The organism is Bradyrhizobium sp. CCBAU 53340, assembly GCF_015291645.1.
GTDB lineage: Bacteria > Pseudomonadota > Alphaproteobacteria > Rhizobiales > Xanthobacteraceae > Bradyrhizobium.
The window spans coordinates 3,845,856-3,861,429 of record NZ_CP030055.1 but is presented as its reverse complement, the minus strand read 5'-3'; the positions used below and the strand labels follow the sequence as shown (position 1 = coordinate 3,861,429).

General features: G+C 64.4%; 15 protein-coding genes. 9 read left to right on the top strand and 6 right to left on the bottom strand.

Annotated elements, in window-relative coordinates; all coding sequences use genetic code 11:
* Positions 1 to 17: 17 nt before the first annotated feature.
* The 3 genes from XH89_RS18325 to XH89_RS18315 all read right to left on the bottom strand — a co-directional run bounded on the left by XH89_RS18325 (position 18) and on the right by XH89_RS18315 (position 2,440).
* Positions 18 to 251 (bottom strand): DUF2171 domain-containing protein, encoded by a 234-nt coding sequence (locus XH89_RS18325; RefSeq protein WP_194468316.1) that lies wholly within the window; start codon positions 249 to 251, stop codon positions 18 to 20.
* Positions 252 to 371: 120 nt separating this feature from the next.
* The gene (locus XH89_RS18320) at positions 372 to 758 is read right to left on the bottom strand and encodes a nuclear transport factor 2 family protein (RefSeq protein WP_194468537.1); all 387 of its coding nucleotides are present in this window, start codon (positions 756 to 758) and stop codon (positions 372 to 374) included.
* Positions 759 to 763: 5 nt separating this feature from the next.
* Positions 764 to 2,440: a glutamine--tRNA ligase/YqeY domain fusion protein gene (locus tag XH89_RS18315; RefSeq protein ID WP_194468315.1), complete on the bottom strand. Its 1,677-nt coding sequence runs from the start codon at positions 2,438 to 2,440 to the stop codon at positions 764 to 766.
* 155 nt (positions 2,441 to 2,595) lie between these two features.
* On the opposite strand from XH89_RS18315, the gene gltX reads away from it, so the two are divergent.
* From gltX to XH89_RS18270, 9 genes are all read left to right on the top strand, one after another.
* A complete protein-coding gene (gene gltX / locus XH89_RS18310) occupies positions 2,596 to 4,023 on the top strand; it encodes a glutamate--tRNA ligase (protein ID WP_194468314.1) in 1,428 nt (475 codons plus the stop codon).
* A 144-nt stretch (positions 4,024 to 4,167) separates the two neighbouring features.
* A complete protein-coding gene (gene gltA, locus XH89_RS18305) occupies positions 4,168 to 5,472 on the top strand; it encodes a citrate synthase (RefSeq protein ID WP_194468313.1) in 1,305 nt (434 codons plus the stop codon).
* A gap of 100 nt (positions 5,473 to 5,572) precedes the next feature.
* On the top strand, positions 5,573 to 6,274 hold the full coding sequence (locus tag XH89_RS18300; RefSeq protein WP_246767868.1) for a hypothetical protein: 702 nt from the start codon (positions 5,573 to 5,575) through the stop codon (positions 6,272 to 6,274).
* A 113-nt stretch (positions 6,275 to 6,387) separates the two neighbouring features.
* Entirely contained in the window at positions 6,388 to 7,560 is a 1,173-nt protein-coding gene (locus tag XH89_RS18295) for an ROK family transcriptional regulator (protein ID WP_194468312.1), read from the top strand.
* An 84-nt stretch (positions 7,561 to 7,644) separates the two neighbouring features.
* The gene (locus tag XH89_RS18290; protein ID WP_194468311.1) at positions 7,645 to 8,931 is read left to right on the top strand and encodes an ABC transporter substrate-binding protein; all 1,287 of its coding nucleotides are present in this window, start codon (positions 7,645 to 7,647) and stop codon (positions 8,929 to 8,931) included.
* Positions 8,928 to 9,857, top strand: a complete 930-nt coding sequence (locus XH89_RS18285; RefSeq protein WP_194468310.1) for a carbohydrate ABC transporter permease — start codon at positions 8,928 to 8,930, stop codon at positions 9,855 to 9,857. Before XH89_RS18290 ends, XH89_RS18285 begins: the two co-directional genes overlap by 4 nt.
* Positions 9,850 to 10,707 (top strand): carbohydrate ABC transporter permease, encoded by an 858-nt coding sequence (locus XH89_RS18280; protein WP_194468309.1) that lies wholly within the window; start codon positions 9,850 to 9,852, stop codon positions 10,705 to 10,707. The genes XH89_RS18285 and XH89_RS18280 overlap by 8 nt, the downstream gene beginning before the upstream one ends.
* Positions 10,708 to 10,717: 10 nt before the next feature.
* Positions 10,718 to 11,833 carry an ABC transporter ATP-binding protein gene (locus XH89_RS18275; protein WP_194468308.1) on the top strand — a complete coding sequence of 372 codons (1,116 nt, stop codon included), beginning with the start codon at positions 10,718 to 10,720 and terminating at the stop codon, positions 11,831 to 11,833.
* Positions 11,830 to 12,597, top strand: coding sequence for an SDR family NAD(P)-dependent oxidoreductase (locus tag XH89_RS18270; protein WP_194468307.1), 768 nt, complete (start codon positions 11,830 to 11,832; stop codon positions 12,595 to 12,597). Before XH89_RS18275 ends, XH89_RS18270 begins: the two co-directional genes overlap by 4 nt.
* Here XH89_RS18270 and lpxB read toward each other — a convergent pair.
* Genes lpxB through lpxA form a run of 3 tightly spaced genes read right to left on the bottom strand, consistent with a single transcriptional unit; the run spans position 12,594 to position 15,440 of the window.
* Positions 12,594 to 13,775 (bottom strand): lipid-A-disaccharide synthase, encoded by a 1,182-nt coding sequence (gene lpxB, locus XH89_RS18265; protein WP_194468306.1) that lies wholly within the window; start codon positions 13,773 to 13,775, stop codon positions 12,594 to 12,596. The two genes, XH89_RS18270 and lpxB, sit on opposite strands and share 4 nt — an antisense overlap.
* Positions 13,772 to 14,629: an LpxI family protein gene (locus tag XH89_RS18260; protein WP_194468535.1), complete on the bottom strand. Its 858-nt coding sequence runs from the start codon at positions 14,627 to 14,629 to the stop codon at positions 13,772 to 13,774. The genes lpxB and XH89_RS18260 overlap by 4 nt, the downstream gene beginning before the upstream one ends.
* Positions 14,630 to 14,648: 19 nt before the next feature.
* Positions 14,649 to 15,440 carry an acyl-ACP--UDP-N-acetylglucosamine O-acyltransferase gene (lpxA, locus tag XH89_RS18255; protein WP_194468305.1) on the bottom strand — a complete coding sequence of 264 codons (792 nt, stop codon included), beginning with the start codon at positions 15,438 to 15,440 and terminating at the stop codon, positions 14,649 to 14,651.
* Positions 15,441 to 15,574: the final 134 nt, after the last annotated feature.

Genomic DNA, 15,574 nt, shown 5'->3' with positions numbered 1-15,574 from the left:
AACGAAGGGGACGAGCCCTACTTTTCCTGTTCCATCGTCACGGCAACATCCGCCTTGGCCGACAGCCGGACCTTGTTGCCCTCGACCCCGGCGACCAGGCCCTTGTCGACGAAATGATGGTGGCCCTTGTGGCTGCCCTCGCCGCTGTCTTTCTTGGTCAGCTTGATGCGGTTGCCCTCGACCTTGTCGACGGTGCCGACATGGACGCCGTCGGCGCCGATGACTTCCATATGCTCTGCGATGTTCTGCATGGGGGGATCCTTGGTTGGATCCGTCTCAACGCGCGCAGAGAGTTTGGGTTCGTATTCTTCTGTCATTCCGGGCCTGGCCCTTCGGGCCATCCCGGAATGACCATGCCGATGGAGCTGCGATTAAATCAGCGGCGCCTTCGATGACGCATGGTGATTGACGATCTTCCAGTCGCCGTCCTCGCGGATGATGACCCAGCTCATCTTGACGACGAGATCAGGCCGCTCACCGGCGAGATCGAAGGTGATGGTCGCGCCCATGTTGATCAGATCCGGCCCCGCGTGCGCCGCCTGCACCTCCGAGAACGCCGCGCTGGGCCTGCGCCAGCGTGGCAGGCCGTTGAAATAATCGGCGACACCGTCCCTGCCCCGATAGAGCTTCGGGTTGGAGCCGAAGAAGAACGCGTTGTTCGAATACAGCGACGACAGCGCCGCCGCATCGAGCGTCGCGAAGCCGGAGCACCATTTCGCGATGATGGCGGAAACGATGGCGTCGGCTTCACTACTCACTGTCATCAGCCCTTGGCAACTTCCTTCGCGAACGTATCGCGCAGGCCAATGGTGCGCGAAAACACCGGCTTGCCGGGCGTCGAGTCCTTGTCGCGCACGAAATAGCCCTGGCGTTCGAACTGCATCGGCTCGGTCGCATTGCTCTCGGCAACAGATGCCTCGACCCGCGCATCACTGAGGATCTCCAGCGAGTTCGGATTGAGATCGGCAGCGAAATTCGAAGCGTCGGGGCTCGGATTGGCGAACAGCTGGTTGTAGATGCGGATTTCCGCGGGCACGGACGTCGCCGCCGGCAGCCAGTGCATGGTCGCCTTGACCTTGCGGCCGTCGGGCGCATTGCCGCCCTTGGTCGCGGGATCGTAGGTGCAGCGCAGCTCCACCACCTCGCCCTTGTCGTTCTTGATCACACCGGTGCACTTGACGAAATAGGCATAGCGCAGCCGCACCTCGTTGCCCGGCGACAGGCGGAAGAACTTCTTCGGCGGGTTCTCCATGAAGTCATCCTGCTCGATATAGAGCTCGCGACCGAAGGTGATTTTTCGCGTACCTGCCGAGGGATCATCCGGATGGTTGATCGCCTCGAGTTCCTCGGTCTGCCCTACCGGATAGTTCTCGATCACGACCTTGAGCGGCCGCAAGACCGCCATGCGGCGCTGCGCGGTGCGGTTCAGCTCCTCGCGGATACAGAATTCGAGCATGCCGACATCGACCACGCTGTTGGCCTTGGCGACACCGATCCGCTTGACGAACTCGCGCAAGGCCGCCGGCGGCACGCCGCGGCGGCGCATTCCCGCCATGGTGGGCATGCGCGGGTCGTCCCAGCCCGCGACATGGCCGTCGCGGACGAGCTGGGTCAGCACGCGCTTGGAGAGCAGCGTGTAGGTCAGATTGAGCCGCGCCATTTCGTACTGGTGCGGCTTGGACGGCACCGGCAATTTCTCGATGAACCAGTCGTAGAGCGGCCGATGATCCTCGAACTCCAGCGTGCAGATCGAGTGCGTAATGCCCTCGATCGCGTCGGACTGGCCATGGGCATAGTCGTAGCTCGGATAGATGCACCACTTGGTCCCGGTGCGCGGATGGTGCGCATGCAGAATGCGGTACAGCACGGGATCGCGCAGATTGATGTTGCCCGAGGCCATGTCGATCTTGGCTCGCAGCACGCGCGCACCGTTGGGAAATTCGCCCGCCTTCATGCGGCGGAACAGGTCGAGGTTCTCATCCACGCTGCGGTCGCGGAACGGCGAGTTCTTGCCAGGCTCGGTCAGCGTGCCGCGCGAGAGGCGGATCTCTTCCTGGGACTGGTCGTCGACATAAGCGAGCCCGTCGCGGATCAGCTTCTCCGCCCATTCGTACAGGCGGTCGAAATAATCCGAGGCATAGAACAGGTTCTTGCCCCAATCGTAGCCGAGCCAATGCACGTCGGCCTGGATGGAATCGATATATTCCTGCTCTTCCTTGACCGGGTTGGTGTCGTCGAAGCGTAAGTGGCAGCGGCCCGGAAACTCCTGGGCGATGCCGAAATTGAGCGCGATCGACTTGGCGTGGCCGATATGCAGGTAGCCGTTCGGCTCCGGTGGGAACCGGGTCACGATCTCCTTGTACTTGGCCTGATCGAGGTCGGCCTGGATGATGTCACGAATGAAATCGCGCCCAACCTCAGTCGCCACCGGTTCTGTCATTACGAAAATCCTGTAGGGAAATCAGCGGTCCTTCTGCCAAATTCGCGTGGCCGCGCCAAGGGCCTAGGCAAGGCCTCGCGGGTCCGCTGACGGGCTTTAGTTATGTCCCGTTCCTGCTATACACCACCGCTTCCAATGCATAGGCCCTGCCAAGAATGACCGATTCCGTCGTCACGCGCTTTGCGCCCTCTCCGACCGGCTTCCTCCATATCGGAGGCGCCCGCACGGCGCTGTTCAACTGGCTCTATGCGAAGAAGCACGGCGGCAAGATGCTGCTCCGGATCGAGGACACCGACCGGGAACGCTCCACCGAGGCCGCGATCGGCGCGATCCTGGACGGGCTGAAATGGCTGGAGCTCGGCTGGGATGGCGACGTCATCTACCAGTTCAGCCGGGCCGCCCGCCACCGCGAGGTCGCCGAGCAGCTGCTCGCCGACGGCAAGGCCTATCGTTGCTACGCCACCGCCGAGGAGCTTGCCGCCATGCGCGAGAAGGCGCGCAGCGAGGGCCGCACCCGCCTCTATGACGGCATGTGGCGCGACCGCGATCCGGCAACCGCGCCGGCTGACGTCAAGCCGACAATCCGCCTGCGCGCGCCGCAGACCGGCGAGACCGTGATCGAGGACCAGGTCCAGGGCCGCGTGGTCTGGCAGAACGAGAATCTCGACGACCTCGTCCTGCTGCGCGGCGACGGCAACCCGACCTACATGCTCGCGGTGGTGGTGGACGACCACGACATGGGCGTCACCCACGTCATCCGCGGCGACGACCATCTGATCAACGCCGCGCGCCAGAAGCAGATTTATGATGCCATGGGCTGGGCGCTGCCGAACATGTCCCACATCCCCCTCATCCACGGCCCGGACGGCTCAAAGCTCTCCAAGCGCCACGGCGCGCTGGGCGTCGATGCCTACCGGGCCATGGGATACCTCCCGGCAGCGCTCCGCAATTACCTCGTCCGGCTCGGCTGGAGCCATGGCGACCAGGAGATCTTCTCGACCGAGGAGATGATCGCCGCCTTCGATCTCGCCAGTGTCGGCCGCGCCGCCGCCCGCTTCGACTTCGCCAAGCTGGAAAACCTCAACGGCCACTACATCCGCCACGCCGACGATCAAGCGCTCTTGAAGATGTTCGAGGACGTGCTTGACCACGTCGTGCCCCCCCGCGACGAGATTAAAGCCAAGTTAAACGACATCACGCGCGCGCAGCTCCTCAAGGCGATGCCGGCCCTGAAGGAGCGCGCCAAGACGCTGCTCGAGCTGATCGACGGCGCCTATTTCATCTTCGCCGACCGGCCGTTGCAGCTCGATCCCAAGGCAGCCGCCCTGCTGACGCCTGACAACCGCAAGCTGATCGGCCAGCTTCATTCCGCGCTGGAGAATGTCGAGACCTGGAGCGGCGCCACCACGGAAGCCGCGCTGCGCGCCTTTGCCGAGAAAAATAGTCTCAAGCTCGGCGCCGTCGCCCAGCCTTTGCGGGCGGCGCTGACCGGACGGACCACGTCGCCTGGTATATTTGAGGTTTTGGACGTGCTGGGACGCCAGGAAAGCCTCGCCCGGCTTAAGGATCAGGCTACGACGTAAGTAGGCTATGCAAGTGGCCATCTTGCAGCGCACACAGCAATAATATACCCATCTTGCCGCACATTCTGGAACATCCGGCTGCCCCATAATCTCCTTTGCGGGACACCGGCTCCGGCCCGTTTCACCACACATCGGGGACCTCTGATGGACGCCAAAGAAAGCCCAAAGACCGCCACGCTGACGGTCGGAAACAAGAATTTCGATCTCCCGATCCTCAGCGGCAGCGTCGGGCCCGATGTCGTCGATATCGGCAAGCTCTACGGCCAGTCGGGCCTGTTCACCTACGATCCCGGCTTCACCTCGACCGCGAGCTGCCAGTCCAAGATCACCTATATCGACGGTGATGCGGGCGTGCTGGAATACCGCGGCTATCCCATCGAGCAGCTCGCCGAGCACGGCGACTTCCTGGAGACCTGCTATCTCCTGCTTTACGGGAACCTGCCGACCGCCGCGCAGAAGAAGGATTTCGACTACCGCGTGACCCATCACACGATGGTGCACGAGCAGATGGCCCGCTTCTTCCAGGGCTTCCGCCGCGACGCCCATCCGATGGCGATCATGGTGGCCGCTGTCGGCGCGCTCGCCGCCTTCTATCACGACTCGACCGACATCAACGATCCGAAGCAGCGCATGATCGCGTCCATGCGCATGATCGCGAAGATCCCGACGCTGGCTGCGATGGCCTACAAATACACGGTCGGCCAGCCCTTCGTGTATCCGAAGAACTCGCTCGGCTTTGCCGAGAACTTCCTGAACATGTGCTTCGCGGTGCCTTGCGAGGATTACAAGGTCAGCCCGGTGCTGGCCGACGCGCTGGAGAAGATCTTCATCCTGCACGCCGACCACGAGCAGAACGCCTCGACCTCGACGGTGCGCATCGCCGGCTCCTCGGGCGCCAACCCGTTCGCGTGCATCGCGGCCGGCATCGCCTGCCTCTGGGGCCCGGCGCATGGCGGCGCCAACGAAGCCGCGCTGAACATGCTCTATCAGATCGGTACGGTCGACAAGATCCCCGAGTTCATCGCCAAGGTGAAGGACAAGAACTCTGAAGTCCGCCTGATGGGCTTTGGCCATCGCGTCTACAAGAACTACGATCCGCGCGCCAAGATCATGCAGAAGATGTGTCACGCCGTGCTCAAGGAAATGGGCCATGGCGACGATCCGATGCTGAAGGTGGCGCTCGAGCTCGAGAAGATCGCGCTCAGCGACCAGTACTTCATCGACCGCAAGCTGTATCCGAACGTCGACTTCTATTCGGGCATCACGCTGAAGGCGATGGGCTTCCCGGTCTCGATGTTCACCGTGCTGTTCGCGGTCGCCCGCACCGTCGGCTGGATCAGCCAGTGGAGCGAGATGATCGAGGATCCGCAGCAGAAGATCGGCCGTCCGCGCCAGCTCTACACCGGCGTCACCCGCCGCGACTACGTCGCGATCAACGATCGCAAGTAAGTCTGCAGCCAAAACGGCTTTCAAGACGGCGCCATCTCACGATGGCGCCGTTTTTGTTTGGCAAGACACAGAGAGAGCGAGCAAAGCACAGGGCAAGCCGATGCGGATCACGAACCCGGTGGACGGATGGCTGCAGGTGGTGTCCTGCTCGCCCTTCCCCGATGCGGCCGGAGAGACCGTGCTCGTTCCGCGCTGTGTCATCGACGGGGTGATCACGGCAGAGCGCCTCGCGGCGACAGCCGTGCGGTACGGCGGTTACGACGTCCCCAAGCCGAAATGGCCGCGCCCCCGGATGATGCTGCCTGTCACCGTGGACCTCGCCGATCCCCAGCGGTTCAGGATCGAATGGGATCAGGTGCCGACCGGGCGGGAAGCCGCCGAGCAGCTTGCGGAGCAATTGCGCGGCAACGTGCAGCCCGCCACGCCGAGCCGCCCGTTTCCCCTCGTCTGGCGCGAGGTGGAATATGCCGCAGCATCGTCAGCGGCGGTCAACGGCCTCACGGCGCAGCAGACGGAGATCGCGCTCGCCGGCGGCGCCGCAGCCCTGGGGCTCGTCCCGTCCATAGCGACCGTCTTGAGCGCGCGCGAGGCAGGACCGAGCAGCGCACCGGGCGGGACGTGGGACATCACCGTGCGGGTGAGCGATCCCAATGGCGGCCCGGACTGGGACGCTGTCACGCGCATGTCGTTCAGCAGTGCAAGTCGGCGCGAAAGCCGCACCGCTCCCGGCGTCGCCTTGCCTGTTCTGGTCGACCCGGACAATCGAAAACGGATCCTCGTCGACGTCGCGCGCCTGTCCTGACCTTGTTGCCACGCACAACAACAAGCCCATGCATCGCGCCGTCAAGCGCTTGACAGGCGAAACGCTCCGCGCGCAAATTCTTACACTAAGTAAGAATGACGACAGGGACGGACATGCCAGAGCAGCCGAGAAGTCGGCGGCAGACGCGCGCTGCCATTCTGACTCATCTGCTTCAGTCGGGCGGCTCGTTCCGGCCGCCGCTGGCGAAAGCCGTGCGGCTGTCCGAAGCGAGCCTGTCGCGCATCCTGTTCGACCTGAAGGCCGAAGGCTTGATCGAGGAGATCAGGCGCCCCGCCCCCTATGTCGGCGGTCCGACGGGTCTCGTCTCGCTTGATGGTTCGGTGGCGCTCGGAGCCGTTGAGCTGACCGGTCAGTGGCTCAGCGTCGGGGTCGGCAACTTCTCGGGTGAACTGCGCTACACTGAGCGTGTACCGCTGCCGACGGAGCCGACGACCGAGGCGGTCGGCCTTGTGTTTCGTGAAGCGCTGACATTGCTGCGCGACTGGACGCGGCGGCGGCGCATCAGGCTCGCACAGATCGGCGTCACCATTCCGGGGCTCGGCCGGCTCAGCGTATCAGGCAATCCGATCATCCCCTGTGACGTCGACCGCATCGGCGAGATGTTCGATGCCATGTTCGCGGACCTCCCCGTCGCCTTCACCAATTCGGTAGTGGCGCATGCCACCTTTCATCGCTACCGCACGGAAAACTATCCCTTCAGCGATGCGCATCTGTTCGTCTTCGTCGGCCAGGGCGTCGCGGGGACCTGGATGGACAATCCGGGCGAGGACGAAGCGCTGCAGCCGGTCGAGCTCGGTCATATGGTGTTCGAGGCCGGCGGCCCTCGCTGCCGCTGCGGTCACCATGGCTGCGTCGAAGCCTATACGTCGCTGCCGGCAGTGGCCGAGCTGCTGCGCACCACGGAGGCAGAACTGCTCCAACTTGGCAACGAGTGGGTGACCACGATCTCGCTGACACCGCGCGTGCGCCAGGAATTGCGCCAGCGGCTGTTCAGGCTTGGTCTTGCCATCGGCAACACGCTGAACGTGAAGCCCTGTCGCGGCGTTGCCGTCAGCGGCTGGCCATCGCTGCTCGCTGATGACGATCGCAAGGCCGTCATCGACGGGATCGATGCATGTCTGCTCGGTGGCCGGAAACTGGCGCAGGTGAACCTCGCTTTCGTGCCGCCCTCGAACGGCAACGATCCGCAATCGGCACTTGCCTTTGCCGCCTTCTGCCTGGCCAGAAGCGGCGGCATGCCGGCCGCATCGACGGAGGCCGCTTGAGATGAGCTAGGCAGCGTGCGGCTCGCGCACTCCAACAATAGCGCCAAATGGCGCAAACAACTTCACACCCGGGAGGAACTTGCCATGACGATCACAGTAACAAGGCGCCGTCTGCTCGCTGGTTCGGCTGCCGCCCTCGCTTTGCCCGCCTTTGCCCGCGCGCAAGGCGCGGTCACGCCGCGCCTGACCGCGATCTCGCAATGGTCCGCAGGCAGCGACGGCGCGGCAATCACCGCGCTCGGCAAGAAATTCGAGGAGAAGGGCGGCATCTGGCAGCACTCGCCCGTGCCCGGCTTCACCACCGAGATGATGAACAAGCTGCGCGCGCAGATCATCGCCGGCGATCCGCCCGCCTGCTCGCAGCTCAAGGGTCCGGAGATCGCGGCCTGGTCCAAGATCGCCCCGACCGTCGATCTCGACGCCGTCGTCGCGGCCGCCGGCTACGAGAAGGTGGTCGCACCCGATCTTGCAAAACTGCACAAGCCGGGCGGCAAGTGGATCGCGCTGCCGCTGCAGATCTACAGCACCAATATGCTGTTCCTCTCCAAGCGCGCGATGGACAAGGCCAAGGCCGACAAGGCCCCCGTCACCTGGGCCGAGTTCAACGATCTCGCCGAGAAGATGAAATCCGCGGGCGTCGCCTATCCCGTTGCCAACGGCGGCACCCGGCCCGATGATGGTCAGAAATTCGAGGCCGCCTTGGCGGGAATCAGCCCCGCTTCGTACCGCGCGGCCATCATGGATCTCGACAAGAAGGCGTTGGAGGGCCCTGAGATCAAGGCTGCGTTCACGCAGGTCCGCAAGATCGCCGATTGGATGGACCCCAATGTCGGCGCGCAGCATTTCTCGACCAATTTGAAGCGCTTCGTCGATGGCGACATGGGCATGATGATCATGGGCGGCTGGGCACAAGGCGTCTTGCGCAACGCCGGCTTCAAGTTCGAAGACTTCATGATCGCCCCCGGCCCTAGCGATAACGGCAAGCCTGTTTTCCTGTTGAATGCCGATGCCTTCATCTTCTGGCAACGCAAGGAGGCGGACCTGCAAGCCGGCCAGAAGCTGATGGCCCAGCTCGTGATGGATCCGGCGATCCAGACCATGTATTCGCAGATCACAGGGTCAATCCCCGTGCGCACCGACGTCGATCTGTCCGGCGAAGGCTGGTCGGATGGTCAACGGACGACCGCAGCGGCCCTGAAAGACGCGATCGCCAGCAACCAGGCCGTGCTCAGTCTCGCGCACAACATGGCGCAGGAAAACGGAATGACCGCGTCGATGATCGACGTGATCACCGAATATGTGAAGAACAAGACGATCAAGCCGGAGCAAGCGGCCACACGCCTTGCAGACGCCGTCGAGAGCGCACGTTGACCGACGCCATCTCGACACCAATGCATCCGGGCCGGCCGGCGACCTCCGACATGGTCCGCCGGCTGCCCGAATATCTGATGATCTGGGTCCCGCTGCTGTTGTCGGCGGCGCACCTCATTGCGTTTTCGCTGTGGACGATCTGGATCTCGTTCACCCCCTCCACGCTGGTCCCGGTTACGGGCTGGGTCGGTTTGCGCAACTACTCCGCTGTTGCGGCATCGCGGAACTGGCAGATCGCCCTCGACAATCTGCTGCTGTTTGGCAGCACCTTCGTGGTGCTGAGCTTGGCAACCGGCCTCATCCTCGCAATCCTGCTCGATCAGCGCATTCGCGGCGAGAACGTGCTGCGCTCCATCTTTCTCTATCCCCTGGCGGTGTCGTTCGTGGTCACCGGCACGGTCTGGAGCTGGCTGCTCAATCCCGGCCTCGGAATCCAGAAGCTGGTCCACGACCTCGGCTGGTCCTCCTTCCGGTTCGACTGGCTGATCGACCGCGACATGGCGATTTGGACCATCGTGATCGCTGCGATCTGGCAATCATCTGGCTTTGCCATGGCGCTCTTCCTGGCCGGCCTTCGGTCTGTCGACGCCGACCTGATCAGGGCCGCGCAGATCGACGGCGCCGGACCTGTCAGGATGTACCGGCGTGTCATCCTGCCGACGCTGTGGCCGATCACCGTCACCGTCATCGTCATCCAGCTGCAATTCGCGATTTCGACCTTCGATCTCGTCCGCGCGCTCACCAATGGCGGGCCAGGAATTGCGACCCAGCTGCCGGCGCTCGTCGTTTATGACCTGATGTTCCAGCGCAGCCTGCTCGGTCGGGGAGCGGCGGCGGCAGTCCTTATGCTGCTCATTCTTCTGGGGGTGCTGCTGCCCTACGCGGCATGGCGTTATGTCCAGCGGCGGCGAACAATCCATGCGTGAGCGAACCTACGCCCCGAGCCGGATTCTGATCTATCTCGTCGTTTCGCTGATCGCTGCAGCATGGCTCGCGCCATTGGCTGTCGTCGTGCTGAACTCGCTCCGCACCAACGAGGAGATCGCGCAAGGTTCGATGATCGGCTGGCCGCAGCACTTCGCCTGGAGCAATTATGCCGCCGCCTGGAGCGGCTTCTGCGTCGCCGAGACCTGCGCCGGCATCCGGCCCTATATGTTGAACTCCGCACTGGTGACCATCCCCGCGACCATCTTCTCCACCCTGCTTGGTGCTGTCGCCGGTTACGCCGTGTCGCTCTGGCGCTTTCGCGGCGACAGTTGGATCTACGGGATCGTCACGCTCGGCATCTTCCTTCCGCAGCAGATGCGTTTGCTGCCCTGGACCATCGTGCTGCGCGATACAGGCCTGATGAACACGCTCACAGGCCTGGTCCTGATCCACACGATCCAGGGACTCTCCTTCACCACCCTGTTCTGCCGGAACTACTATGTCGCCATCCCTCATGAGCTGATCAGGGCCGCACGCATCGATGGCGCCGGCTTCTTCCGCGTCTTCTGGCGCATCATCCTGCCGCTTTCCCCGCCGATCCTGGTTGTCACCGTGGTCTGGCAGTTCACGCACATCTGGAACGAGTTTCTCTATGGCGTGACCTTCACGACCGGCCAGCAGCAGCCGGTCACGGCTGCGCTGATCGCGCTGTCGGCCGCGGTCGCAGACATTCCTCAGCATGGCGTGCAGAGCGCCGCGGTGATCATCGCCGCCCTGCCGACCCTGCTGATCTACCTCTTCGGCGGCAGGTACTTTGTTCGTGGCCTGACCGCCGGCGCCGTAAAATGATGGATTTGCCATGACAGCCCTGAGCATTCGCGCCTTGTCCAAGCGCTACGCCAATCTGGAGGTGCTGAAAGGCGTCGACCTCGACATCGAGAGTGGCGAATTCACCGTCCTGGTCGGTCCGTCCGGCTGCGGCAAGTCCACGCTGCTCAACATCGTCGCCGGGCTCGATCACGCCAGCGACGGCACCGTCGAGATCGGCGGGCGCGTGGTCAACGACGTCCCGCCCAAGGACCGCGACATCGCCATGGTGTTCCAGTCCTATGCGCTGTATCCCTCGATGACGGTGCGCCAGAACATCACCTTCGGCATGGAATGCCGCCACGTCCCGAAAGCCGAGCAAGAGAAGGCCCTGGCAAATGTTGCCAAGCTGCTCCAGATCGAACCGCTGCTCGGTCGCAAGCCATCGCAACTATCCGGCGGACAGCGCCAGCGCGTGGCGATGGGGCGGGCGCTGGTGCGTGATCCCCTGCTCTTCCTGTTCGACGAGCCGCTCTCCAATCTCGACGCCAAGCTGCGCGTCGAGATGCGCATGGAAATCAAGCGGCTGCACCAACGCATCGGTGCCACCATCATCTATGTCACCCACGACCAGATCGAGGCGATGACGATGGCGACGCGGATCGCAGTGATGCATCGCGGCGTCGTGCAGCAATTCGCCGACCCCGACACCGTGTACCGCTATCCTGCCAATCTGTTCGTCGCCCGCTTCATGGGCTCGCCGCCGATGAACACAATGCCGGCAAGGCTCGAGTCCGACACGAGCGGGCCTGTTGTGGTGATCGGCGCAGGCCGGCCGGACGAGGTACGCCTGCGCCTGCAGGGCTATGAGGCGGCGGCATCCTATGTCGGCCGCGAGGTGGTGCTCGGAATCCGGCCGGAGTGCATCGCCGAGGGCGACCGCGTGTTCTCCGGCGCCGTAGGCACGCCTGTCATCGTCACCGCGCCGGTCGAACTGGTCGAGCCCACGGGCGCCGAGACCATCGTCCTGCTGCGGCTCGGCGGCGAGCCGGCACAGGCACGCATCTCGCCGGACATCCGGCCCACACCCGGCGCCACCGCTTCCTTTGCGCTGGACACGCGCCGTATCTGCCTGTTCGACCCCGAGACGGAGCGACTGATCGCATGACCAAGACGACCTATGCCGGCCTTAGGGATCGCGTGGTGCTGATCACCGGAGGCGCCAGCGGCATCGGCGCAGCCTTCGTGCGCGCCTTCGCCGCTCAGGGATCCCACGTCGCCTTCCTCGACATCGATGCGCAGGCTGGCGGAGCGCTGGCGCAGGACGTCGCGAAGACCTCGCCTGCCGCGCCGCTATTCGTGCCCTGCGACCTCATGGACATCGATGCCTTGCGCGCTGCGCTGGCGAAGATTCACGCATCACTCGGCGATACCGCGGTGCTTGTCAACAACGCCGCCAACGACCAGCGCCAGGTGCTGGCAGACGTGACGCCGGCGGACTTCGACTGGACGATTGGCGTCAATCTGAAGCACGTCTTCTTTGCCGCGCAAGCCGTGGTGCCGCAGATGCAGGCGCGGGGCGGCGGCTCGATCATCAACATGTCATCGGTGGCCTGGATGCGCGGCGCGCCGGCGCTGCCGGTCTATGCCGCAGCGAAGGCTGCAATCGTCGGCTTCACCAACTCGCTGGGCCGCCGGTTCGGCGCCGACCGCATCCGTGTCAACGCGATTGCGCCGGGGATGGTGATCACCGAGCGGCAGCGCAAGCTGTGGTATCCGGACGAGCGGCAGATTGCCGAGCTGCGCACGCGCCAAGCCATTCCCGATGCGGTGACGCCCGAGGACATCGCCGACATGGCCCTCTATCTTGCGTCGGACGCAAGTCAGCGGATTACGTGCCAGTGTTTCCGGGTCGACGGCGGGCTCGCCTAGCTCGCGCGTCGCTTCCGCATCGTCGCGAGCACGATGTCGGCGGCGAGCACGCTCGGCGATTTGTTACCCGTCGACATGATGGTGTCGAGCCGCGCGAAGGCCTCGACCTGTTGCCGGCGCATCGGCGTATCCGTCAGCACCTCGGACAGCGCGCCGGCAAGCTTCTCCGGCGTGCAGTCTTCCTGCAAGAATTCGGGGATGACGTCCTTGCCAATCACGAGATTTGCCAGGATCACCGAGGACACCTGGATCGCCCGGCGCAGGATGAAGGCCTCCATCGCGCCGACGCGATAGGCCGTCACCATCGGGATGCCCGACAGCGCCAGCTCCAGCGTCACCGTGCCGGACTTCGCCAGCGCCGCGCGCGCGATCCGGAACGCTGCGCGCTTCTCGGTTTCGCCGACCACGATCTGCGGCTTGACTGGCCAACGCGCCACGCCCGCGCGGACGGTGGCTTCGAGATGCGACATGGTCGGCAGCATCAGTTCGAACGCGACGCCCGCGGCCTGCAACCGGCCGAGCGCCGCACCGAACAGGTCCAGATGATGACGGATTTCGCTGCGGCGGCTGCCCGGCAGCACCAGCAGCACCGGGGGCTCGCTGTCGCGGCGCTTCTGTTCGTTCGCATCAGGCCGCAGCGAAGACAATTGCTCGATCAGGGGATGGCCGACATAGCTGCAGGGCGGCCCCTTCAGCTTGCGGTATTCCTCCGGCTCGAACGGCAGCAGCCCGAGTACATGGTCTACATAGTCGAGCATGGCGCGCGCCCGGCCCGGCCGCCAGGCCCAGACCGAGGGCGAGACGTAGTCGATCACGGGAATTTCCGGGTTCTTCGCGCGCACACGGCGGGCGACGCGATGGGTGAAATCGGGGCTGTCGATGATGACGAGCGCATCCGGCGCGGCTTCCGTCACCGCGTCCGCAGTCTCCCGGATCAAGCGCAGGATCTTCGGCAACTGCTGCACCACCGCCGCGAATCCGACGATCGACAGCTCCTCGATCGGAAACAGTGTTTCGAGGCCCTCCCGCGCCATGGTACGGCCGCCGACGCCTACGAACTGCACGCCGTCGCCGAGGCGCTGGCGCAGCACCTTCATCAGCGCAGAGCCGAGCCGGTCGCCGGACTCCTCCGTGGCGATCAGGAATATCTTCCTGATGGGATCGCGCACCTGCATCACGCCGGCAGACCGATGATGAAGAGATATTTGGCGTCGGCGAGCGCGATCATTGCCTGCGGCTCGGCCGCAATGGTGTTGCCGGCGACGACGGCGATGCCCGCCAGGCCTGCCTTGGCGACCCCCTCGATGGTGCGCGGACCGATCGTCGGCAGGTCGAAGCGCAGGTCCTGGCCGCTCTTCGGCATCTTCACCAGCACGCCCCGGCCCGTGGCGGCGCGGATGCGCCCCTCCTCGCGCAGGCGCGCGACGCGCGCCAGCAGCGCATCGGTGCCCTCGATGTCCTCGACCGCCACGACGTGGCCATCGATCACCACGGCAGCCTGACCGATGTCGAACGGCCCGAGCGCGGCGAGCACCGCGCGCCCGCGCTCGATGTCGCTCTTGGCATTGTCGGCCGGCCAGGCGCGGCTGATGCAGCCCTCGGGCATCAAGAGGTCGGGCGCGACATCTCTGATGCCGACCATACGAAAGCCGTCCTGCTCGAGGATCCGTCCAACGCCGGAGAGCAGATGGTCGTCACCGCCGCGAAAGGCACGGATGACGTTGCCGAGCAATCGCAGCGTCTTGAAGTCGAAACGGATCTCGGTGAGCGAGGGCCGCACCAAGGTGCCGATGAAGATCAGGTCGCGACAGCCCTCCTCGCGGAACAGGCGCATGGCGCGGCCGAGCTGGCCGACCGAGATCCAGCGGTGGCGAAATTTCTCCACGAGGTCCGGATCGCAGGCCCCGCGCAGGGGAAACAGCACCGGCGTGATGCCGCGCGCGGCGAGCGACTCGGCGACCGCAAACGGCATCGCGCCGCCGCCCGCGACCACGCCGACCGGCGATGAAATCTCGGAAGCCGCCGATGTCATGTCCGCGGCCATTGCAGCATCACTTCTCGATGGTGGGCAGACAGAGCGGGCGCTTGCCCTTGCCGATGAAGCCGAGGATCTCGGCGATCGCGGGGTCTTCGCTCTCGAGGGGCCGCACGGACTCAAGCCGTTCAGCGAAGGTGCCCGGGCCATGGAAGAGCTTCTGGTAGAACGCCCGCACGGTCGCAAGCCGCTGCTTGGTGAACTTGCGGCGCTTCATCCCGATCAAATTGAGGCTCTCCAGCACCGCATATTGGCCGTTGGCAAGCCCGTACGGGATGATGTCGTCGCGCACACCCGAGAGGCCGCCGACCATGACGTAAGAGCCGATGCGGGTGAACTGATGCACCGCCGACAGCCCGCCGATATAGACGGCATCGCCGATCTCGCAATGGCCGCCGAGCGTCGCCGAGGTCGCGAAGATCGCGTTGTTGCCGACCACGCAGTCATGGCCAACATGGCTGTTGTTCATGAAGTAGCCGTCGTTGCCGACGCGCGTCTTGCCGCCGCCCTTGAGGGTGCCGACATTCATCGTCGTACCTTCGCGAATGACGTTGCCGGAGCCGATGTCGAGCGTGGTCGGCTCGCCCTTGTAGCTGAGGTCCTGCGGGGCGCCGCCGAGCACCGCAAACGGCGAGATCACACAGCCGTCGCCAACCGTGGTGTGGCCGATGATTGTGACCTGTCCGATCAGCTTGCAATTGGCCCCGATCCGGGCGTTGCGACCAATGATGCAAAAGGGCCCGATCTCGGTGCCCTCGCCGATCACGGCGCCGTCTTCCACCCGCGCGGTGGGATCGATCTTACTCATCAAGCGATCTTACTTATCAACAAGGTCTGACTATGTGTTGAACTTGCTAGGCTTTCCGCCTGTTAGCGCGACTGCGTCCGATCTGTCCAGTGACGTATGATCTCGGCATGTTTCAGACGCCAGCTAAACAGGAC

Bases quoted from the DNA above. Each gene is read 5' to 3' on its own strand.
- XH89_RS18325 (WP_194468316.1), bottom strand. From the start codon at position 251: ATGCAGAACATCGCAGAGCATATGGAAGTCATCGGCGCCGACGGCGTC.
- XH89_RS18315 (WP_194468315.1), bottom strand. From the start codon at position 2,440: ATGACAGAACCGGTGGCGACTGAGGTTGGGCGCGATTTCATTCGTGAC.
- gltX (WP_194468314.1), top strand. From the start codon at position 2,596: ATGACCGATTCCGTCGTCACGCGCTTTGCGCCCTCTCCGACCGGCTTC.
- gltA (WP_194468313.1), top strand. From the start codon at position 4,168: ATGGACGCCAAAGAAAGCCCAAAGACCGCCACGCTGACGGTCGGAAAC.
- XH89_RS18300 (WP_246767868.1), top strand. From the start codon at position 5,573: ATGCGGATCACGAACCCGGTGGACGGATGGCTGCAGGTGGTGTCCTGC.
- XH89_RS18295 (WP_194468312.1), top strand. From the start codon at position 6,388: ATGCCAGAGCAGCCGAGAAGTCGGCGGCAGACGCGCGCTGCCATTCTG.
- XH89_RS18290 (WP_194468311.1), top strand. From the start codon at position 7,645: ATGACGATCACAGTAACAAGGCGCCGTCTGCTCGCTGGTTCGGCTGCC.
- XH89_RS18280 (WP_194468309.1), top strand. From the start codon at position 9,850: ATGCGTGAGCGAACCTACGCCCCGAGCCGGATTCTGATCTATCTCGTC.
- XH89_RS18275 (WP_194468308.1), top strand. From the start codon at position 10,718: ATGACAGCCCTGAGCATTCGCGCCTTGTCCAAGCGCTACGCCAATCTG.
- XH89_RS18270 (WP_194468307.1), top strand. From the start codon at position 11,830: ATGACCAAGACGACCTATGCCGGCCTTAGGGATCGCGTGGTGCTGATC.
- XH89_RS18260 (WP_194468535.1), bottom strand. From the start codon at position 14,629: ATGACATCGGCGGCTTCCGAGATTTCATCGCCGGTCGGCGTGGTCGCG.
- lpxA (WP_194468305.1), bottom strand. From the start codon at position 15,440: ATGAGTAAGATCGATCCCACCGCGCGGGTGGAAGACGGCGCCGTGATC.